Consider the following 18010-nt stretch of genomic DNA (forward strand, 5'->3'; position numbering starts at 1 on the left):
GTATCCTCGTGGGTTATATCAATCGACGTTGTCACGGGCTTGATTGTCCAGCGCTCGGTATTCGAGTCCCGCCCTGCGCAGCCCTTCTACCGTCGTGCCCTGGGGTGCCCAGCCAAGCACAGTTCGAGCTCTGGAGTCATCGATTTGAAGAGAGCCACATAGCTGCCCGTACATCGCCCTCCTCCCCAGGCACCGCAGGGCTACCCTCAGGCATGCAAGCGGAAAAGGAAACAGCCTTGGGGGTTTGCCCAAACCTGAACTGATGGCCCTGATCATGTCTGGCGTCGAAACAGCCTGTGCGTCTGCAATCAAGAACAGCTCACCTGCGGCGGCTGGGTGGTGCATGCATAATTCAAGGAATGCGACGACGTTGTCTCGCGAAATCACACTGCGCAAGTTGGTGACGCTTTGCAGCGGCAGCGGAACCCCGCTGTCGACCAGTTTGAGCAAACGGCGGAAGTTACCGGGTGCATCAGCAGCGTAGATCAGAGGCGGCCTGACAATGACCAACTCCATTGAGGTGCCGCTTAGCAACGCCTTCAATTCGGTTTCCGCTTCCCATTTCGAAACGGCGTAATCCGCCTGTGGGGCAGCCTGGCTACTCTCCCGAAAGGGTTCATAGGTAGTGGAACTTCCATTCACACCAATTGAGCTCACAAATACAAACCGCTTCACACCCGCGATCAAAGCAGCGCGCGCCAGGCAGATCGTCGCATCCCGATTGACTTCGCGAAACACGGCCAGCTGGCTCTCATTAGAGTGACCCAGAACATGGGCACGTCCAGCCAGGTGCACGATGCAATCAACTTGCACAATGCGATCATCAAAAGCGCCTGAGCACGTCAGGTCGGTTTCGATAAACGTTTGGGCAGTACAACCCTCACGTCTGTGCCGGGCCATCCCAACGACACTGTAGCCGGACTTAACGAGTCGAGTGGTGAGTGCCGCCCCCACGAATCCAGAGGCCCCCGTCACTAAGACACGCTTCATGTTAACTGCTCGTGATCAATCCCCTGAAGAACCTTGTTGGCCAGTACCTCATAGGTGTAATGGGCTATCACCGCTTCATATCCCTTGCGCCCAAGTCTGCGCCGCTCGTCCTCTCTCATGAGGGACAGCCGCTTTACCGCGTCTGCAATTTGCTCTGGGCACTCAGGATCAACGGATATGCCACAGCCATAGTCACCCACTGGGTCATTTCCAGCTTTGCAAGCAAAAATAACCGGCAGGCCCGCCAGCATATAGTCCCAAAGCTTGTTGGGACTGATGCCGAATCGGAAAAGTGGTTGAAACTTGAGCGAAATATAGCCAGCAGAGGCCAGCGACAAGGCAGCCATGATGTCTTCCTTGGGCTGCTGCTCATGAAATTCGACAACGCCACCACCGAACTGCTCGGCGATGCCTTGAAGGTATGCTTTGCGTTCGCCTTTCCCCACCAGGACAATTTTTACCTTTGTCCCACGCGTTTTTAGAAGGGCCCCGGACCGAACCAGCCCTTCCAAAGCGTTCGGCTCACCGTGGGCCCCAGCATAAATCACCACAAAAAAGCCCTGTCTCCTGAGGCTTTGAATATGCCGGGCAAACGAACTCTTGCTCGCCTCCCTGGCTGGTTCCGGGCCGTTGACATCGACGCCGTTGGGTATCCACAAAAACTTTCCCGGCTCGAGCCCTTTGCTGCGCATATGAGGTTCGGCGCAAGGCAGCAACGAGATCACCTTGTCGGAACGTGCATAGGTGAAGCGTTCTATCCAGCCAGTAAGACGAGTCATCAAGCCAGTGGCCTTCCACCCCCCCAGCTCGACCAGGCTCAGCGGCCATATATCACGCACTTCGAATACGAATTTGGCTCGCAACATTCGCGCGGCGAACCAGCAGCTGATAGCTGCAAAGGGATGCGGTGACGAATAGATGATTGCATCCGGGCAACCGCGGCGCATAGCGAGCACCAGGCAACTGGGGGTCAGCAGCACAGCGAACAGCAACATGGAAAACATCCGCCCCAGACCATTGCCATGGTAGGCGAGCGTAGGAACATACGCATAGTTCACGCCGTCTACGGTCGTGCCCCTTCGGCGCTGTTCATCAGGCTCCATCAGGTGATGGTAGCTCGCAGACAAGACAGTTGATCGATGCCCTGATCGGTTCCAGTAATATGAAAAATAGAACGGTCGCCAGTATCGACCGATCCCAGGTCCGCCAGCGTAGGGGTGTACATACCAGACATTCATTTAGCTAAACGAACCTTTTAGCGGGCAGGGCCGCATCATACCATCGCCAGATACTCAGCAATCTTCAACGCTGCCTGTCCACCGCCGTAGAGCTGCTGATCATCTTCCACCACCCTACCCATACTCTGCCGCACGCAGCTCACGATCTTGTCCCGCTGCGCCCCTGCCAAGACATTCGCCCCGCATGCCAGAAGCTCTACCCACTCGGTTTGGTCACGCAACGTGACGCACGGTTTACCGAAGAAAAACGCTTCTTTCTGCAGGCCCCCGCTATCCGTCATCACCATGGAGCAGTTCTTCAGCAACCACACCATTTGCAGGTATCCAACCGGCTCCACGATCTGACCGTGAAGTTTCAACCCGATGCGCTTCAAGGCCGCACGGGTACGCGGATGCAACGGCAGCAGCACGGGGCACACGTTGCGGTGGATCTCGTTCAGCGCCTCGACAATATTTGCCAGTCTAAGCGGGTCATCGGTGTTCTCGGCACGGTGTACGGTTGCGAGGACAAAGCATTGCTTCTCACTCACCCCGGCCGGTGGTGTACTGAACGGTGCGAAGTACTTAGCACTGTCCTGCATCACGTCCCCAACATCGAGGATTTGGACCGGCTTCCCGTTGAAGCCCTCCTTCTCCAGATTGCACACTGCGGCCTTGGTAGGGCAAAACAAAATGTCACTGAGTTGGTCAGTCAAAATCCGGTTGATCTCCTCGGGCATGCGCATATTGAAGCTACGCAGCCCTGCCTCGACGTGGGCGACCGGCACATTCACCTTGGAGGCGGCAAGCGCGCCGGCGAGTGTTGAGTTGGTATCTCCGTAGACCAGGACGCGATCAGGCTTTTCGGCGAGGATTACATTCTCGATCTCCATCAACATGCGGCCCGTCATCTGTCCGTGGGTGCCGCCGTGGATGTCGAACTGGTAGTCAGGCTTGGGTATAGCGAGCTGTTCAAAAAAAACAGCCGACATATTCTCATCGTAATGCTGGCCGGTATGTACGATAACCTCGCTGAGCGACGGATATTTTCCGAAAGCCTTGGATACCATACCCGCTTTGATGAACTGGGGACGGGCGCCGACTAACGTGAGGATTCTCATTTAGATTCTCATTTAAAGAGGTAAAACTACCGTCTATGCTCTAATCATCGGATGCTACTTTGTTACCGTTTGGCGTGCCAACCAATGTATCAACTTCCTTAGTCGCTCAAAAAGGCACCTTGAACAGCGCCCATATTATTTGAAAACGTAAGACCTTGACGGACGCAAGCGTCAAACCGCCCCCACTTTTTCAAGTACCCGCCGAACGAAGCGCCGGAACCCCACCCGTTTGTAGAAAAAATAGACCTCGCGCCAGTACGATCTACGCATAGCGTCCTTGGAGTTATCGATAATCACCTTAGCCACTTTAATTTTATGCTGCGAAGACAATTGTTGCTCGCAAAAAGCCATGTAGGCAGGCAAGTCAATGGACTGTGGCTTGGCAAGTACGCGCTGATACATAGCTTCACACTTTTTCGCGACGACCTTAGGATCATGCGTCGCGCAGCAATACTTATAGCCGTTCGCTGCAATCTTCTGACGCAATGCTGGAGATTTGATCAGATCGCGCAGCACATCCTTGATCGTATCGGGACTGGCCACCGCGATTGGCGGCTCATCTCCCAGCGTGTGGACGATGTCATCACGAACATAGGAAACGACCGTTTTACCCAGTGCCATGGCTTCAACTGCCAGAACGCCATACCAGCCAATGCGAAGCTGATCGACAATCACATCACACTTTTCGAAGATTGCCCGCGCCTCTGCCTGCGACAGGTTCTCGACCAACATAAAGTCGAAATCGAGCCCTTCCTCTTTCAATGCCTCAACCGCATTGATGACGTGCTCGGTGCCTTTCACGCCACGGCGGCTGGGCGCATGGACTATCAGCGGGCGGGTGGTGTTGGTAGGGCCGACATATTTCCAAGTATTGAAATCGATGATACGAGGAATGACACTGGCATCTGGAACATAGGTCGCCAGTTCCGGGTCGGAAACAACCAACTCATCAGCCAGCGCTCGACACATCGCCAGGTACGCCACCTGACTTTCTTCGGAAAACTTGGCAATCAAGCGCTCCGGATCATCATCGACGTAGTGATAGGGATTGTTCGCAGCGAACAAACTGGCCATGCGGATTTCGCTGCCGCGGAAATGCACCACTACGCGCTTGCCCGCAGCCTTCAGCGCCAGCAGGTCCACCCCCATTGGAAACTTAGGCATGCCCTTGTTAAAAAACGGCGTGATCGCATGGATGTGGACCACATCAGCCTCGGCGCCGAGCCCACCCAAAACCCTGCATTTATCAACTATGCCTGCGCTAGGTATGGTGTGGTCCGAAGGATAGGCAAACTTGTTGTATCCCATCACCACATTGGATGCATCGATGCCGATGCTTCGCAATGCGGATGCCATCATTGCTGGCTGGCCCGCCGAGGGGCCAAAGCCGTGAAGCACTTTATAAGAAAATGTACCCATTGCTACCTCATCATCCTGTTTAATTGCGCCTACACGCATCAGAAACTTTCGGGTTCATCATACGGCTCTACCTTGGAAGGAACTTGGCTACCTTCTATACACGCCCGAATGGCCGGCAAAAACGCCGAAGCCTGTACAAATGAACCAAAGAACTTGCCCATGATACCCACATAGGATTGCAGCAGTATCAGGGCTAAGAAAACCTCCTTGAATCCAATATCCAGAAGCCCAAACTCCTGAATAAAAACCATCACAATACAAAATAAAAAAGAGAAAACAGCTGGAGTCAATCCGAATATGGAGGAAATTAAAATCCGATTGAAGTAAGATTTGTAATACTTCTCAACTTCATCACCATAGGGAATAGAATTATCTAGCTTCCATTGCGCCATTTTCTTTCCGTGCTCTGCCAGCCCATGAGAGGCGTTTGACATGAACAATGAAAGGCTTTGCATCGCGAGATACAACCCAACTGAACTGACTGCCAGCAGGCCGATTACAACCGCTAGGTAAATAAACGGCAGGAGCACAATCATGACTACAAAGCTAATGATGAGCAAAAGCGTCGTACTTGCAGCTTTCATGCTAGCAGATGATAAGCGGCCGTAATAATTCGAAGCCCTACTGATATTCGCGCCGACTACTGACCCCTTTCGCCTGATTTTTTCTGCAAACCACTTTTCCCTGTGCGTGACAACCCGCGCTTCTAAAACTATCTGAAAAACACGGGTACAGAGAAGTGCCAGCGAAACCGCCAGCGCAGAAAGAATCAACATTCCTTTGCTTTTCAAGAAAACCAAGCCAGCTGCTCGTTCGTGCAGTTGGAAGACATCCATCCCAAAATACAGCGCTATCAAGGCACTGAAGGTAACAGTCGCCCCTATCACCACCACACCTGATAGCGCATGTAGCGCTACCATCCGTTTGTTATCTGAAGCACTATCAAGAAAGATAGCCCAATCTTTTTTATTCATATTTTCAGCCTGATCGACGGCCCCCCAGAGCCTTGAACATTTCGCCAATCTGATCCGCACCAATGTTAAACAACGCATCAAACACACCTAGCCCAGGTATGAACTCAGTGCTATTTTTTTGAGGATAGGCTTCAGGCACAAAATTTGTATATACGAGCTGGATATTTTTCTTTGCGAAGGTCTCCTCAGACTGATAATTGGCGCCGCCCCCACCTGAAACATACGTGCCTCCGCCCACGGAAGTTATCAAGTCAGCCAACCTGGCATCACTTTTCCCCGTAATATTCATCTGTGATGAACGTAGGCAGACACAGTCGATGCCGATTTGTGACGCTACGTATTCGATCAAAGCAATATTGAGATCAGCAAAGTTACAAGTACTTTTCTCGACCAGCAATTTGGCTATTTCATCAAAATATCTTGAAAAATAGGGCGAGCGTTTATACGACGACTCCATTGAGCGTAAGTGCTTGGCCACCCAGTCATCTCCGGAGGGGGATGAGTCCATAATCGCGGCCTGATAGCTTCGCCCAGTAGGAACAGTCAACCATTTGCTTTCGCCATTGATGGCGATCTTGTTACGATTGACGTAACTACCCTTAGGAAATTCTGCATCGTCAAGAAAAATGAAAACATTAGAAATTGCCATTTTATAGAAATAGCCAAGCCAAGGCAGGTAATTAGGCTGATGAATACCTACTACGAGCTCTCGATTAAAGTTTTTGATCAAGGTCAGATATTTGTTTTTGTGACAGATCTGGCGAAACCCGTGAGTTGTGTAGAAGTTGACGGCACCAGTGTTTTCGAGTGGTGTCTTCAAGATAAGGCCGTTAAGTTCGGCGCGCTCTGCCACCCTGATCATTTCGCCAAGGATTGCTGCACCTACTCCACGACCTCGAGCTTGATCGCTCACCACAAAACGGTGAATCCAGAGCATGCCACCGCGTACCGATCCGAGGCAGTATCCCACTAGATGACCATCCAGTCGGGCTGAGCGCGATACATCCCACTTACGTGGTAACTCCTTTAGGTAACTATCTCGCCCCCAGGCCATCCATGCCTGATCAGCAGACAAGGCTTCCAATTCAGGCCATATTGATCCTGTCCTGTCGGCGGTGAGTAACTGAAATTCCAGAATGTTCGTCGTCATCTTCCAGGACCGAAAGTGTACTCAATAAACTGCACGATAGAGAGTGAATGCTTCAGCGTACTCAGCGCCGACGGTTACGCCGCGTGAGTGCGCATGCGCCCGTATGAACCTCTCGCTAAAATAAGGCCTACTTGTCTGAGAGGTATATTTACGTAAAGCTTCAATCTTCAAGTCGATGTCGCTTTCTTCAACTGTGATCAGATAATTCGCATGAAACTCGATCGTATTCCAAGGTACCTCATAGCCCAAAATCGTTTTGGTTTTGAATGCACGAAGGGCTTCTTGAGCCACCACCGAATGATCTTGGTGCAGATCACCTAAAGTCGGGCAGAACACCATTTGAGGCTGCAAACTTCTGTTTAATCTAACCAATTCCTCAAGCACATCCTGACGACTATAAGACAACTTTCTTACAGCAAAGTCATGCACTGTAACATTCTCAGGCGGGATACCTAAGACGCCGGTAGCTTCAAAAAGCTCTCGCCGCAACGAGCCGGGTTCAAAATTCCTCGGGAGACTCTCGTCACAGCTACAGAAAGCGACGTAATTAATCTTATATCCTAGCCTGGCGAGCTTGGAGATAGTGGCACCACATCCCAACTCACCATCATCCGTATGGGGAGCGAGAACTAGAACAGGCTGATCATTCAAAAACATTGTTTATCCTTTTCGACTCAGAGCTTCTGCAAACCGACGTCCACAAAGTGCCGCTCACCGGTAACGTAGTACTCTACTCCGCTCACCAGATGATCGAGATCAGGATCGATAGAAACAAATGCCGCCTTTACGCGACACCCACGGCTGATCAACGTCCTAGAGAGCCGCTTGTAACGCTGATATCGCGTCAAGTCACGGAATGCGATCAACGTCACGGACTTCGGTTCACCCAGGAATTTATAGAGCGCATCCTCCTGGCTCTCCCACGTTAATGCACTGCGAGCGTAGTCTGACTTCGAACGGTATTCGTTAATTTTTGCATTAACATCCAAGATGCATTCGATCCACGACTCAGCCGTAGTGCTGTCAAGAATCCGGCCGAACCCGTAGGTATCGACCAATGCTTTGACATCCGGCATCGCAGGCGCAACAACAGGCAAACCGGCGGCTATGTAATCAAAGCATCTGTTTGGCAGACCAACTGCACCGTTTGGATTGGCAATATCGCTGGTAATCAGACCGATATCGGCTCCCGCCGCGAGATGGGCAAGACGTTCGTAGTTTACAAATTCGAAAAGATGTACTCGATCAGCGATACCCAACTCCTCAATCAACGTGAGGATTCGCTGGTGGTACTCGACTGGCTTCAGCCTTACAAACGCTGCGAGGTGATAACTCTCAGGAAGCGCTGCCAACGCCTGCATCACAGGCTCAAATCCAATGACGACGTTACCACTGGCAAACAGCAGTGTAGCATCATCTGAAATACTGCACATTTCCCTAAGTTCCGAGTTGCGCTCTGTCGTCGCGTACTCACGGAAATTTTTTACAACATGCACAGGAGGCCCAAAACGGGTCAAGGTTTTAGCAAGTGCGTCCCCAATGGTCAGCAAGCCATCGGCATCCATCATTGCCCCATAGGCTGCGTGGTTCACCATCCCCAATGTAACGGGTGACCAGCGAGGAGCAGCGGACCGTCTGTGAACGTCAACATTTTCGACGTTATCACAGAAAACGGTACCTTCGCCGTTCAGCCTTCTCAGTTCATAAGCCGCGGGCAAACTGTTCGGCAACAACGCGATATAACATTCCGACTTGAGCTCTTCCGAACGCCGGGCAACAGCTTCTGCCAAAAACCCTTGGAAGTACAGCGCGAAATAGGTGCGCGCTGCCCGATAGAATCTTTGAATCTGCTGAAGTTTCTGATGACGTTGAACAGCACTCTCTTTCAGTGCGTCAATTTTAGTTCGATACAGTGACTGTAGTGCTTCATACTTCCCACGATGCTCCTGCGCCATCTTTCTCAACGCCTCGACTTTTAGCTTATGCGAAGTCTGAAGTGCTGTTAACTTTCCGTGGCGCTCTTTGGCCGCCTGTTTAAGCCGCTCAATTTTTGAACGGTTCCGTTCGACATACTCCTGAAGACTTTCGATTTTATGGTTTTTTTTGGTCGAATAAGCTTCCAAGGCTTCAAGCTTAGCCTTAATAGCAACTAATCGAGCATCGCCGCGGACGATCCCTTGGAAAAGCTTCACCAAATCGGTGCGGGTGAGCCCCAACTTTTTTCTGTAACGATACCCAATATTTTTCATCTGTTGATCCTTACAACGCTCCTAATTCATCTCGGCCGCTCTATAATTTTGTGTCGCTGACCGAGATGCAAGTGGGTTTTAAACCCACATGTCCCTCAATGCGCTAACCACTTTCTCGCTGTCCGCCTCGCCCAGATACGGGTGCATCGGCAGACTCATCACACGCTGCGCCACAGCATCACCTACCGGCAAGTCAACCGACCCATCCGCCACCGCTGGCTGCTTGTTCAGGGGGATTGGATAATGCACGGCGGTCGGTACGCCGGCGATTTTGAGTTTTTCTTGAACCAGGTCGCGGTCATCAACTTGCACAGTGAACTGCGCCCAAGCGCTTTGATTGTGCGCTTCGATGAACGGTGGCGTAATACCCGCGTCGGCTAACATATCGGAATAACGCTGGGCAACTCCCTGACGCAACCTCAATTCTTCAGCGAAAATTTCAAGCTTTGGTAGAAGAATGGCTGCCTGCAGCGTATCCAACCGGCTGTTCACACCTACGCGAACGTGGTGATAGCGGCGATCCTGACCATGACGAGCAATCTGGCGAATCACTTTCGCCAGCTCTTCGTCGTTGGTGAAGATGGCACCGCCATCGCCGTAGCATCCAAGAGGTTTGCTCGGGAAGAAGCTAGTACAGGCGATGGTTGTCAGGTTGCAGGAACGCTTGCCTTTATACGAGGCGCCGAAGCTCTGCGCAGCATCTTCGATCACTGGAATACCGTGCTTGGCAGCAATGGCATTAATTGCATCAAAATCGGCGCACTGCCCATAAAGCGATACAGGGATGATCGCCTTGGTACGGTCAGTGATCGCTTGCTCGAGCAGTGCGGGATCAATATTGTAGGTACGCGGGTCAACATCCACATAGACCGGCTTTGCACCCAACAGCGCAACGGTTTCGGCAGTTGCAATGTAAGTGAAGCCAGGGGTGATGACCTCATCACCTGGCCCAATGCCCAAGGCCATTTGCGCAATTTGCAAGGCATCGGTGCCATTCGCACAGGTGATGCAGTACTTGGCGCCGACGAACTCGGCCAACCGATCCTCCAGCTCCTGTACTTCAGGACCAAGGATGTACTGGCCGTGAGAAAGCACACGCTGGATGCCGGCATCAATCTTGTCCTTGATGCGAGACTGCTGGCTCTTTAGGTCAATGAATTCAATCATGGTCAAACAGCCTCTTTGATCAAAGTATTTTCGCGCAACACATAGCGCGCCCCAGTATGCGTGCAGACAGCTTGGCCCTGTTCGTCAAGCTGCAGTTGCTCACCGAATTCACTCATCCAACCGATCTGACGCGCCGGCACACCGACCATGAGCGCATAGGCCGGCACGTCCTTGTTAATTACCGCACCTGCGCCGACAAACGCATACTCACCTACGGTGACGCCGCAGACGATCGTGCAGTTGGCACCCAAGGTCGCGCCCTTTTTCACCAACGTGTCACGGTATTGATCTTTGCGTTCGATAAGCGAACGTGGGTTATAGACATTGGTGAAAACCATACTTGGCCCACAAAACACGCCCTCTTCGAGGGTCACGTTATCGTAGACCGACACATTGTTCTGAATTTTGCAGTGGTCGCCTATCAACACCCGGTTGCCAACGAACACATTCTGGCCGAGCGAAACGCCCGCTCCGATTCGCGCGCCACCGCAAATATGAACGAAATGCCACACACGGGAGTTCGCACCTATTTGCGCACCCTCATCGACAATCGCACTTGGATGTTGATAGTAATTCATGGCTTCAGACTCACATTGGACTGAGGTTGATCGAAAGTACGCAGCAGCTCGTTCGCAGCGTATTGCCCGTAACGAATGGCACCCACCTCGTTGAGGTGATGCCTGTCACGGTAGATGAGCGTGCCCTGCTGATAAGGAGCAGAGCCGAAGAATTCGCTGTCGGAAAAATCGAGAAACTGCACTCCAGGCATGCGCTGGGTTATTTCTCTGACTTGCTGATTGGTGGCCTGCCACTCACGGTTGAATTCCAAAGGTGCCGCCAGGCCGATCTCGGTGAAACGTCTGACTCGCTGCACATCCGTTTCGAACATGGGCACCTGCGCAAGGACGAGCACCCGCTTATGGGCCTTGATGCTGTCAGAAAGAAACTCGGCAAATGCTTTGGCGAACGCCTGGCTTTGCATTTGATATTGCCACATACCGGCAATAATTATTTGGTCGACATTGGGCAGCTCACGGGATACTGCTTCGATTTGTGCCCGGCAAGGCGCATGCGCCCAAGCGGGTAGTCGCTCCACGTCAAAACCCGGTATCGGTACGCAGCTGCTGGCGGTCAGCACTCGATAAGCAGTTCCCTGACGTTTACCGACTTCATCGAAGAAGTAGTTCAACTGGGCCGCATGGCTGTCACCAATGACCAGCACGGATGGCTCGGCATCCGGATTACCGCGCTTGCAGCCCCCAACTTGAACGCCATGGCAAATCAACTTCGGGTTGGCATAGCGGGTCATCTCAACGGGTAGAGGCGCAACCAGAGACGCGTTAAGCCGTTGCCCGCCCCACATCGCCAGGCCGACCACAGCAGCCGCTGCAGTCCACGCCGTCGCTTGGCGCCACATACCGGTAGCGTTTCTTGCCGGTGTCTCCACGAAACGGTAAGAAAGCCACGCCAGCACCAACGAGCTGGCCCCATATGCAACCAGCCAGAGGGTGGGGAGTGTGTAGTGCCCGGAGTAATAGCGCAGAAACGCCAGGACCGGCCAATGCCAGAGATAGAGCGAGTAGGACAGCCCCCCAAACCAGACCATCGGCCGGGTGGCAAGGGCCGCGTTGACTGGACCTCTTCGAGCAGCGATCAGCAGCGCCGCCCCCACGCAAGGCACGGCAGACCAAAAGCCTGGGAAATACCGTTTGTCTATCGTTACCAGTGACACGACCAGCATCGACGCGCCCAGCGCTCCCAGCGCGGTTGCAAGCGCCATGGGCAGTTCACGTTGACGGATCAGCAACGCTACCACGGCACCCAGCATGAACTCCGGGATCCTGGCTATCAAAGAAAAATAGAGTTTATCCGGGGTTGCAGCCAACGCTTGGTAGCCGCTCAGCATAAAGAAGCCGACCGCGAGGGAAGCGAACACGCAGCACCGCCAGCGTGTAGGCACACATATGACCAATACTGGGAAAAACAGATAAAACTGCATTTCAATGGCCAGTGACCATGTATGCAAAAGCGGCAACTCGTCGACCCGTGGTGCGAAGTAACTGCCAAAACTTGAGAAATAATGATTACTGGTGAACGTGGCTGCCGAGCTCAAGCTCTTCTGGAAGACATTGAAGTCATACGGCAGGAAGAGGACGGCCGAGAGTAAGCACACCACCACTAACATGACGAAATAAGCAGGAAGGATTCGCTTGGCTCGACTGATGTAGAACCCGGGCAGACTGAACTTCTCGGTCCATTCTGTCAGCAACGCAGTGATAATAAAACCGGAAATGACAAAAAAGACGTCGACCCCGATGAAGCCTGCTTTCAGAAAGCGTTCATCCGCGTGGTAGAGCATGACCGCGAACACAGCGATGGCGCGCAAGCCTTGTACATCGAGGCGGATACCACGGGCTGAAGTCATCGCATCGGTATCGTTTGGCTTGCTGTAATTATCAGTCGACACGCTGGCTCACGATCCTGCAAAAACACAAAAATGGGTGGCCCAATGCCACCCAAGTCACATCCAACTGTTCAGCGATAAAGAGCCTGCACAAACGGGTGCGCTTCGTTGTCGGCCGCTGTAACGATGGCCGCGCTACGAATCGTGTTTACCGTTTCCACGCAATGGCGTGCGTCCTCGATACCGTAACCCCGGCCAGCCAGAATTTCTTCGTAGCTGGTGGTGTGCAGGTCGGTGAAGCCTTCGGAGAACTCCATTTCGTCCCCGTTGACCGTAATCGAGCGATAGGTGGGTTTCTTGCCCTTCACAGACTCTGGCAAGTCGTTGGCATCTACGGACAGGAACCAGCGCACACGCGCTTTTTCATACTCAAGATAGCCAGCCGCCTTGTGTTCGGACGTGAAGTGCACGACGTTACGCTGCAGCTTGCCGAAGATGAAGTGCAACATGTCGTAGAAATGCACGCCAATGTTCGTCGCCACACCGAACGACTTGCGTGGATCGCCTTTCCAGCTTTGCAGGTACCACTTGCCGCGGGAGGTGATGTACGTCAGATCGACTTCGTATTTGTGCGGGTTGTTTTCACGGGCAACCTTGTCCTTCAGGGCAATGATCGCTTGGTGATGGCGAAGCTGCAGGATGTTGAATAGGCGCTTGCCGGTTTCCTGCTCGATCAAGGCCAGTTCATCCAACTGCTGGGGGGTTGGAACCAGCGGTTTTTCGCAGATCACGTCGCACCCCAGACGCAAGCCTGCCGCGATGTGCGGGTGGTGCAGGTAGTTCGGCGAGCAGATTGCCACGTAATCCAGAGCCGTGGCTGGGTCACGCTTGAGACCATGGGCATGGTCGAGGAAAAACGGCTCTTCGCATTTAAGGGTGTAGCTGATTTCTAAACCCTCCTGACTTCAGCAAGCACCTGGCTATGTAATTGGTTAAATTTCTAAAGCCCAAGGCGGTACCTCGTAAGTGCTCAAGTCGCCCGTTGATAGCTTCTGTTGGACCGTTGCTGGTTCCTGGCCGGTCGAAGTAGGCAAGGATGCTCTCAGCGTATTTTTTCAGCGTTTCCCCCAAGCCTTTCACCTCGATGAGCGCTTTGGGCAAGTCGCTGGCTGTAATGATATTTATGACCTCTTCCATGAGTTTTTTACCACGTTTTCGATCCGGCTCGTTGTAGGCGCTGACCACCCGTTGGTACATGCTCCAGGTGCAATCCACTTCGAGGTGGTGCTCATCTGCAAACAGCTGGAACAGTTGCTTTTTGTTGGCGTCAGACAGGTAGCTGATCCGAGTCAGTAGCGTTCGACGGCTTTTGTAGAGCGGGTCATTTTTACGCCCTCTGCGGCCCAGGATGTCGTGTTGCACACGCCGGCGGCATTCATCCAGCATGTTGCTTGCCCAGCGCACGACATGGAAAGGATCCAGCACGGTTTGGGCTTGAGGCAGGGCTTCTTGCGCTGCAGATTTAAACCCCGTAAAACCGTCCATGGCAATGCTTTCGATCTGGTCACGCCACGATTTGGGGCGACTCTGTAGCCATTGCTTAAAGGCTTGTTTGGAGCGGCCTTCCAGCACATCGAGCAAGCGGGCCGGCCCGTTTTTGTTACGCACGGGCGTAAGGTCAACCACGATGGTGACGTACTTGTCACCACAGCGTGTATGTCGCCAAACATGCTCATCCACGCCCAGCACGGTCACACCGTCAAAACGTGTCGAGTCATTAAAAAGCAGGCGCCGTCCTTCGTTGATAATGGCATTATTAGCGGTGTGCCATGCAACATCAAGCTGGCTCGCAACACGAGATACCGACAGATGATCCAGCACGATGGCAGCTAATGCCCAGCGTATCGCCCCATATGAAAGCTTTGAACGTGGAGGTGCTGCACTGTTTGTATCTTCATGCCAGAAACAGCCGCAAGCACAACGCCAGCGACGGATACGCAGCAGCAATCTGGTTGGTCGTTGTCCGTAAGGTGTGTGAGCAAGATGCCTATCGACAGTACCGCGTGAAACACCAGCAGCCCCGCACTTGGGGCATGGCTCGGGTGCTTTGGTTAAACGACATTCGATGACGGCGCGCTCTGCACAAAGATGTTGTCCAGTGGCAGTCAGGCCGAGGTTATTCAGTTGGCAAAAGCTGGAAAGATCAGGGCTAGAAAAGGTAAGATTGTTCACGTCGGGGGCTTAGTTTTTGTTGGTGTGAGAGCTTACATTTTCTAAGATCCTCGACTCCTTTTCCAGCCGGTCAGATTTTTTCTACACCCTTAAATGCGAAGAGCCGGAAAAACTCGAACTCGGTGAAGAATTCGCTCTGCGGCGAAATACTGTCGATGACGCCTACCGAGTCATTGATGTCATACGCAGAAACCAGGCGGTTGCCGGTATCCTTGATGGCGCGCATATGACGAGGGGCGATGTAGCCTGCAGCACCGATGAGAGCAAAATTTTTCATGAAGCTTCCTTTGAAAAACGAATGAATCCGCCTGGCCGGAGGGCACAGGCGGATCAATTTGCTAGTACGCCAATCAGGCCCTGATGATATGCGCAGCAGGCGTGCGGTATTTACCGCGGCTATCGACGATCAACTTGGCGTTGGATTTGATGAGGGCATAGTCGAAATCGTCGTGATCAGTGGCAAGCACCACGGCATCGAAACCAGCCAGGTTCGAAGCGGTAAGCGGTTCGCTGCTCATCTCGAAGTGGTGTTCACGCATCTTCGGGAACACCGGTACATGCGGGTCGCTGTAGGCAACCATACCGCCTTTGGCTTCAATGAGTTCCATGATTTCCACGGAAGGCGACTCACGCATGTCGTCGACGTTCTTCTTATAGGCGATACCGAGGACCAGCACCCGGCTTCCCTTGAGCGCTTTCCCCGATTCGTTCAGGCCGTCCATAAGCTTGCCCAGCACGTATTCGGGCATCGCTTGGTTGACCTCTCCAGACAATTCGATGAACCGAGTATGGAGACCGTACTCACGTGCCTTCCAGGTGAGGTAGAAGGGGTCGATTGGAATGCAGTGACCGCCCAGACCGGGACCTGGGTAATAGGGCGTGAAGCCGAACGGCTTGGTGGCGGCGGCATCAACCACTTCGAAGATGTCGATACCCATGCGATCTGCGACGATCTTCATCTCGTTGACGAGGCCAATGTTGACCGCTCGGTGGATGTTCTCCAGCAGCTTGGTCATCTCAGCAGCCTTGGTGGAGCTTACCGGAACAACCTGATCAATGGCCTGCTCGTAAAGTGCGATACCCACATCAAGGCATTTCGGTGTATGTCCGCCGATCACTTTCGGGATGGTGCGGGTTTCGAAGTTCGGATTACCCGGATCTTCACGCTCCGGCGAGTAAACGAGGAAGATATTCTCGCCGACAACCAAACCGCCTTCCTGCACGCGAGGCAGCAGCTCTTCTTCGGTAGTACCTGGGTAAGTGGTGCTTTCGAGGGAAACCACTTGGCCAGCGCGCAAGTAAGGTTTGAGCGCATCGGTGGTGTTGATCACGAAGCTCAGGTCCGGCTCGCGATACTTATTCAGCGGCGTAGGCACGCACAGAATCAGCGCGTCGCACTCACTGGCACGCTCAAAATCAATGGTTGCCTCGAAGCCCGACTGACGAGCCTTGGCGATATTGGCAGCCGGGATATGCTCGATATAGGGCGGTTGCAGGAGCTGAGTGCAACACGGTCATTGAATTGAAACTGGAGCATCATGCCGCATAGCCATGGCCTTCTGCATCACCTCGCCCATAACTTCGATTGGGCATTTGAAGTCGAAGCGCTTACGCGGTCGCATATTCAGTTGCAGCGCAATGGCGTCCAGCTCCTCCTGGCTATGTACCGACAGGTCTGTGCCCTTGGGCAAGTACTGGCGAATCAGGCCGTTGATGTTTTCGTTGCTGCCGCGCTGCCAGGGGCTGTGCGGGTCGCAAAAGTAGATCGCCACGCCGGTTCTTTGGGTGATCTCGGCGTGTCGTGCCATCTCCCGGCCCTGGTCGTAAGTCATGCTCTTGCGCATCTCCAGCGGCATGCTATTGAGCGCGGCGCTGAAGCCTTCCAGCGCCGAAGTCGCCGTCGCGTCGTTCATCTTCACCAACATCAGGTACCCACTGGTGCGTTCCACCAGCGTACCGACGGACGAGGCGTTGGCCTTACCCTTGATGAGGTCGCCTTCCCAATGCCCCGGCATCAGCCTGTCTTCAATCTCCGGCGGGCGCACATGAATACTGACCATCTCGGGGATCTGGCCGCGCCGATCCACGCCACCAGAGCGCGGCCGGCGCGTCGTCTTGCCTTGGCGCAGACAGATGATCAGCTCCTTACGCAGCTCACCCACTGGCAGGGCATAGATCGCGTTGTAGATCGTCTCGCGACAGACGTAGGCATCTCTGAGGCTAGGTATGTTCATGTGGCGCAGCTTGCCGGCAATCTGTTCGGGAGACAAACGCTCACGCAGCATATGAACCACCAGTTCGAAGCGCTCGCTCCCCGGCAGCAGCTTTCGGCTCGGTCGACAGACTTGGCGGCGGGCCTTCATCTGCTCCTGGGCCGCGCGGGCCGAGTAGCTGCCACAGACATCTCGATTGCGGCGCAGCTCTCGACTGATGGTCGAAGGAGACCTATTGATCAGGCGAGCAATCCTGCGCAGGCTGAAGCCCTGGGCGTGGCCGATTTGGATGGTGGCGCGTTCTTCAACGCTGAGTTCGGTATATGACATAGGGGCAGCACCGTACCGGAAAGGTCAGGTGTTGCACTCAGTTTTTGCCGCCGCCTAGCTTTGGCCAGCGTTAAGTTTATCGACCTTGGATTGATCAATATCAATACCTAAAACATTAAAGCCAATCGCATTATAACGCAGCATCAGTGGTAACCCGACATATCCGAGCCCTACGATACCAATCAAGGCCTGCCGGCTTTTATACTTTTCTACCACCGTGTTTATATCTGTCATGCTTTCCAACTCACCTTGATGTACATGCCCGTTCCATGACGGCACAACGGGTTATTGATCCTTCACGATTCATTCGCCAACGAGTGAATCCATTAATAACAACGTGGAAGCTCCCACTCTGTCGAAAAGCGCTCACCCACCCCATCTGGAGAGCAGCCAGCTGCCGATGTGGAAAGGCCGACCAATCATAGGCGGTTAGGCCTCACGGATCCATCGAAGTTTTCAACCCGAGAGATACACCCAAGATGCTCTGCGCTCACTCAACGCACCGCCCCAAGAGCCATGCAATCCCTAACCAAAAGCTCTGCAG

The 18010-nt window shown here is 53.3% G+C and carries 13 protein-coding genes and 4 pseudogenes; all 17 read right to left on the reverse strand.

Features of this window, described 5'->3' with window-relative positions; translation table 11 throughout:
• Window positions 1–18: 18 nt before the first annotated feature.
• On the reverse strand, window positions 19–990 hold the full coding sequence (locus J5X93_RS19055) for an NAD-dependent epimerase/dehydratase family protein (RefSeq protein ID WP_102082370.1): 972 nt from the start codon (window positions 988–990) through the stop codon (window positions 19–21).
• Window positions 987–2228, reverse strand: a complete 1242-nt coding sequence (locus J5X93_RS19060; protein ID WP_102082369.1) for a glycosyltransferase family 4 protein — start codon at window positions 2226–2228, stop codon at window positions 987–989. The genes J5X93_RS19055 and J5X93_RS19060 overlap by 4 nt, the downstream gene beginning before the upstream one ends.
• 35 nt (window positions 2229–2263) lie before the next feature.
• Window positions 2264–3328 carry a non-hydrolyzing UDP-N-acetylglucosamine 2-epimerase gene (wecB, locus tag J5X93_RS19065; RefSeq protein WP_102082368.1) on the reverse strand — a complete coding sequence of 355 codons (1065 nt, stop codon included), beginning with the start codon at window positions 3326–3328 and terminating at the stop codon, window positions 2264–2266.
• A gap of 171 nt (window positions 3329–3499) precedes the next feature.
• A complete protein-coding gene (locus J5X93_RS19070) occupies window positions 3500–4786 on the reverse strand; it encodes a glycosyltransferase family protein (RefSeq protein ID WP_102082367.1) in 1287 nt (428 codons plus the stop codon).
• The gene (locus J5X93_RS19075; RefSeq protein ID WP_102082366.1) at window positions 4786–5721 is read right to left on the reverse strand and encodes a hypothetical protein; all 936 of its coding nucleotides are present in this window, start codon (window positions 5719–5721) and stop codon (window positions 4786–4788) included. Before J5X93_RS19075 ends, J5X93_RS19070 begins: the two co-directional genes overlap by 1 nt.
• A gap of 4 nt (window positions 5722–5725) precedes the next feature.
• Window positions 5726–6871, reverse strand: a complete 1146-nt coding sequence (locus J5X93_RS19080) for a WbqC family protein (RefSeq protein WP_102082365.1) — start codon at window positions 6869–6871, stop codon at window positions 5726–5728.
• A 21-nt stretch (window positions 6872–6892) separates the two neighbouring features.
• The gene (locus J5X93_RS19085) at window positions 6893–7528 is read right to left on the reverse strand and encodes a PIG-L deacetylase family protein (protein WP_102082364.1); all 636 of its coding nucleotides are present in this window, start codon (window positions 7526–7528) and stop codon (window positions 6893–6895) included.
• A 17-nt stretch (window positions 7529–7545) separates the two neighbouring features.
• On the reverse strand, window positions 7546–9120 hold the full coding sequence (locus J5X93_RS19090) for a glycosyltransferase (protein WP_250033838.1): 1575 nt from the start codon (window positions 9118–9120) through the stop codon (window positions 7546–7548).
• A gap of 78 nt (window positions 9121–9198) precedes the next feature.
• The gene (locus tag J5X93_RS19095) at window positions 9199–10287 is read right to left on the reverse strand and encodes a DegT/DnrJ/EryC1/StrS family aminotransferase (RefSeq protein ID WP_102082362.1); all 1089 of its coding nucleotides are present in this window, start codon (window positions 10285–10287) and stop codon (window positions 9199–9201) included.
• 2 nt (window positions 10288–10289) lie between these two features.
• A complete protein-coding gene (wbpD, locus tag J5X93_RS19100) occupies window positions 10290–10865 on the reverse strand; it encodes a UDP-2-acetamido-3-amino-2,3-dideoxy-D-glucuronate N-acetyltransferase (protein WP_102082361.1) in 576 nt (191 codons plus the stop codon).
• Window positions 10862–12754, reverse strand: a complete 1893-nt coding sequence (locus J5X93_RS19105; RefSeq protein WP_479559292.1) for an acyltransferase family protein — start codon at window positions 12752–12754, stop codon at window positions 10862–10864. Before J5X93_RS19105 ends, wbpD begins: the two co-directional genes overlap by 4 nt.
• Before the next feature lie 68 nt (window positions 12755–12822).
• Window positions 12823–13617 (reverse strand): annotated as a pseudogene (gene wbpB / locus J5X93_RS19110) (UDP-N-acetyl-2-amino-2-deoxy-D-glucuronate oxidase); the annotation flags it as partial.
• 4 nt (window positions 13618–13621) lie between these two features.
• A complete protein-coding gene (locus J5X93_RS19115; RefSeq protein ID WP_011920678.1) occupies window positions 13622–14923 on the reverse strand; it encodes an ISL3-like element IS1411 family transposase in 1302 nt (433 codons plus the stop codon).
• A gap of 106 nt (window positions 14924–15029) precedes the next feature.
• Window positions 15030–15200, reverse strand: a pseudogene (locus tag J5X93_RS19120) (oxidoreductase); the annotation flags it as partial.
• Window positions 15201–15273: 73 nt separating this feature from the next.
• Window positions 15274–16407: pseudogene (wbpA, locus tag J5X93_RS19125) on the reverse strand (UDP-N-acetyl-D-glucosamine 6-dehydrogenase); the annotation flags it as partial.
• A 30-nt stretch (window positions 16408–16437) separates the two neighbouring features.
• A complete protein-coding gene (locus J5X93_RS19130; protein ID WP_050161940.1) occupies window positions 16438–17466 on the reverse strand; it encodes an IS30-like element ISPsp8 family transposase in 1029 nt (342 codons plus the stop codon).
• Window positions 17467–17526: 60 nt separating this feature from the next.
• A pseudogene (locus tag J5X93_RS19135) lies at window positions 17527–17700 on the reverse strand (NAD(P)-binding domain-containing protein); the annotation flags it as partial.
• Between the last annotated feature and the right edge of the window lie 310 nt (window positions 17701–18010).

Origin of the sequence: Pseudomonas sp. BYT-1 (assembly GCF_023611805.1) — a bacterium.
Classification (GTDB): Bacteria; Pseudomonadota; Gammaproteobacteria; order Pseudomonadales; family Pseudomonadaceae; genus Aquipseudomonas; species Aquipseudomonas guariconensis.

Bases quoted from the DNA above. Each gene is read 5' to 3' on its own strand.
- J5X93_RS19055 (WP_102082370.1), bottom strand. From the start codon at position 990: ATGAAGCGTGTCTTAGTGACGGGGGCCTCTGGATTCGTGGGGGCGGCA.
- J5X93_RS19060 (WP_102082369.1), bottom strand. From the start codon at position 2,228: ATGAATGTCTGGTATGTACACCCCTACGCTGGCGGACCTGGGATCGGT.
- wecB (WP_102082368.1), bottom strand. From the start codon at position 3,328: ATGAGAATCCTCACGTTAGTCGGCGCCCGTCCCCAGTTCATCAAAGCG.
- J5X93_RS19070 (WP_102082367.1), bottom strand. From the start codon at position 4,786: ATGCGTGTAGGCGCAATTAAACAGGATGATGAGGTAGCAATGGGTACA.
- J5X93_RS19075 (WP_102082366.1), bottom strand. From the start codon at position 5,721: ATGAATAAAAAAGATTGGGCTATCTTTCTTGATAGTGCTTCAGATAAC.
- J5X93_RS19080 (WP_102082365.1), bottom strand. From the start codon at position 6,871: ATGACGACGAACATTCTGGAATTTCAGTTACTCACCGCCGACAGGACA.
- J5X93_RS19085 (WP_102082364.1), bottom strand. From the start codon at position 7,528: ATGTTTTTGAATGATCAGCCTGTTCTAGTTCTCGCTCCCCATACGGAT.
- J5X93_RS19090 (WP_250033838.1), bottom strand. From the start codon at position 9,120: ATGAAAAATATTGGGTATCGTTACAGAAAAAAGTTGGGGCTCACCCGC.
- J5X93_RS19095 (WP_102082362.1), bottom strand. From the start codon at position 10,287: ATGATTGAATTCATTGACCTAAAGAGCCAGCAGTCTCGCATCAAGGAC.
- wbpD (WP_102082361.1), bottom strand. From the start codon at position 10,865: ATGAATTACTATCAACATCCAAGTGCGATTGTCGATGAGGGTGCGCAA.
- J5X93_RS19130 (WP_050161940.1), bottom strand. From the start codon at position 17,466: ATGTCATATACCGAACTCAGCGTTGAAGAACGCGCCACCATCCAAATC.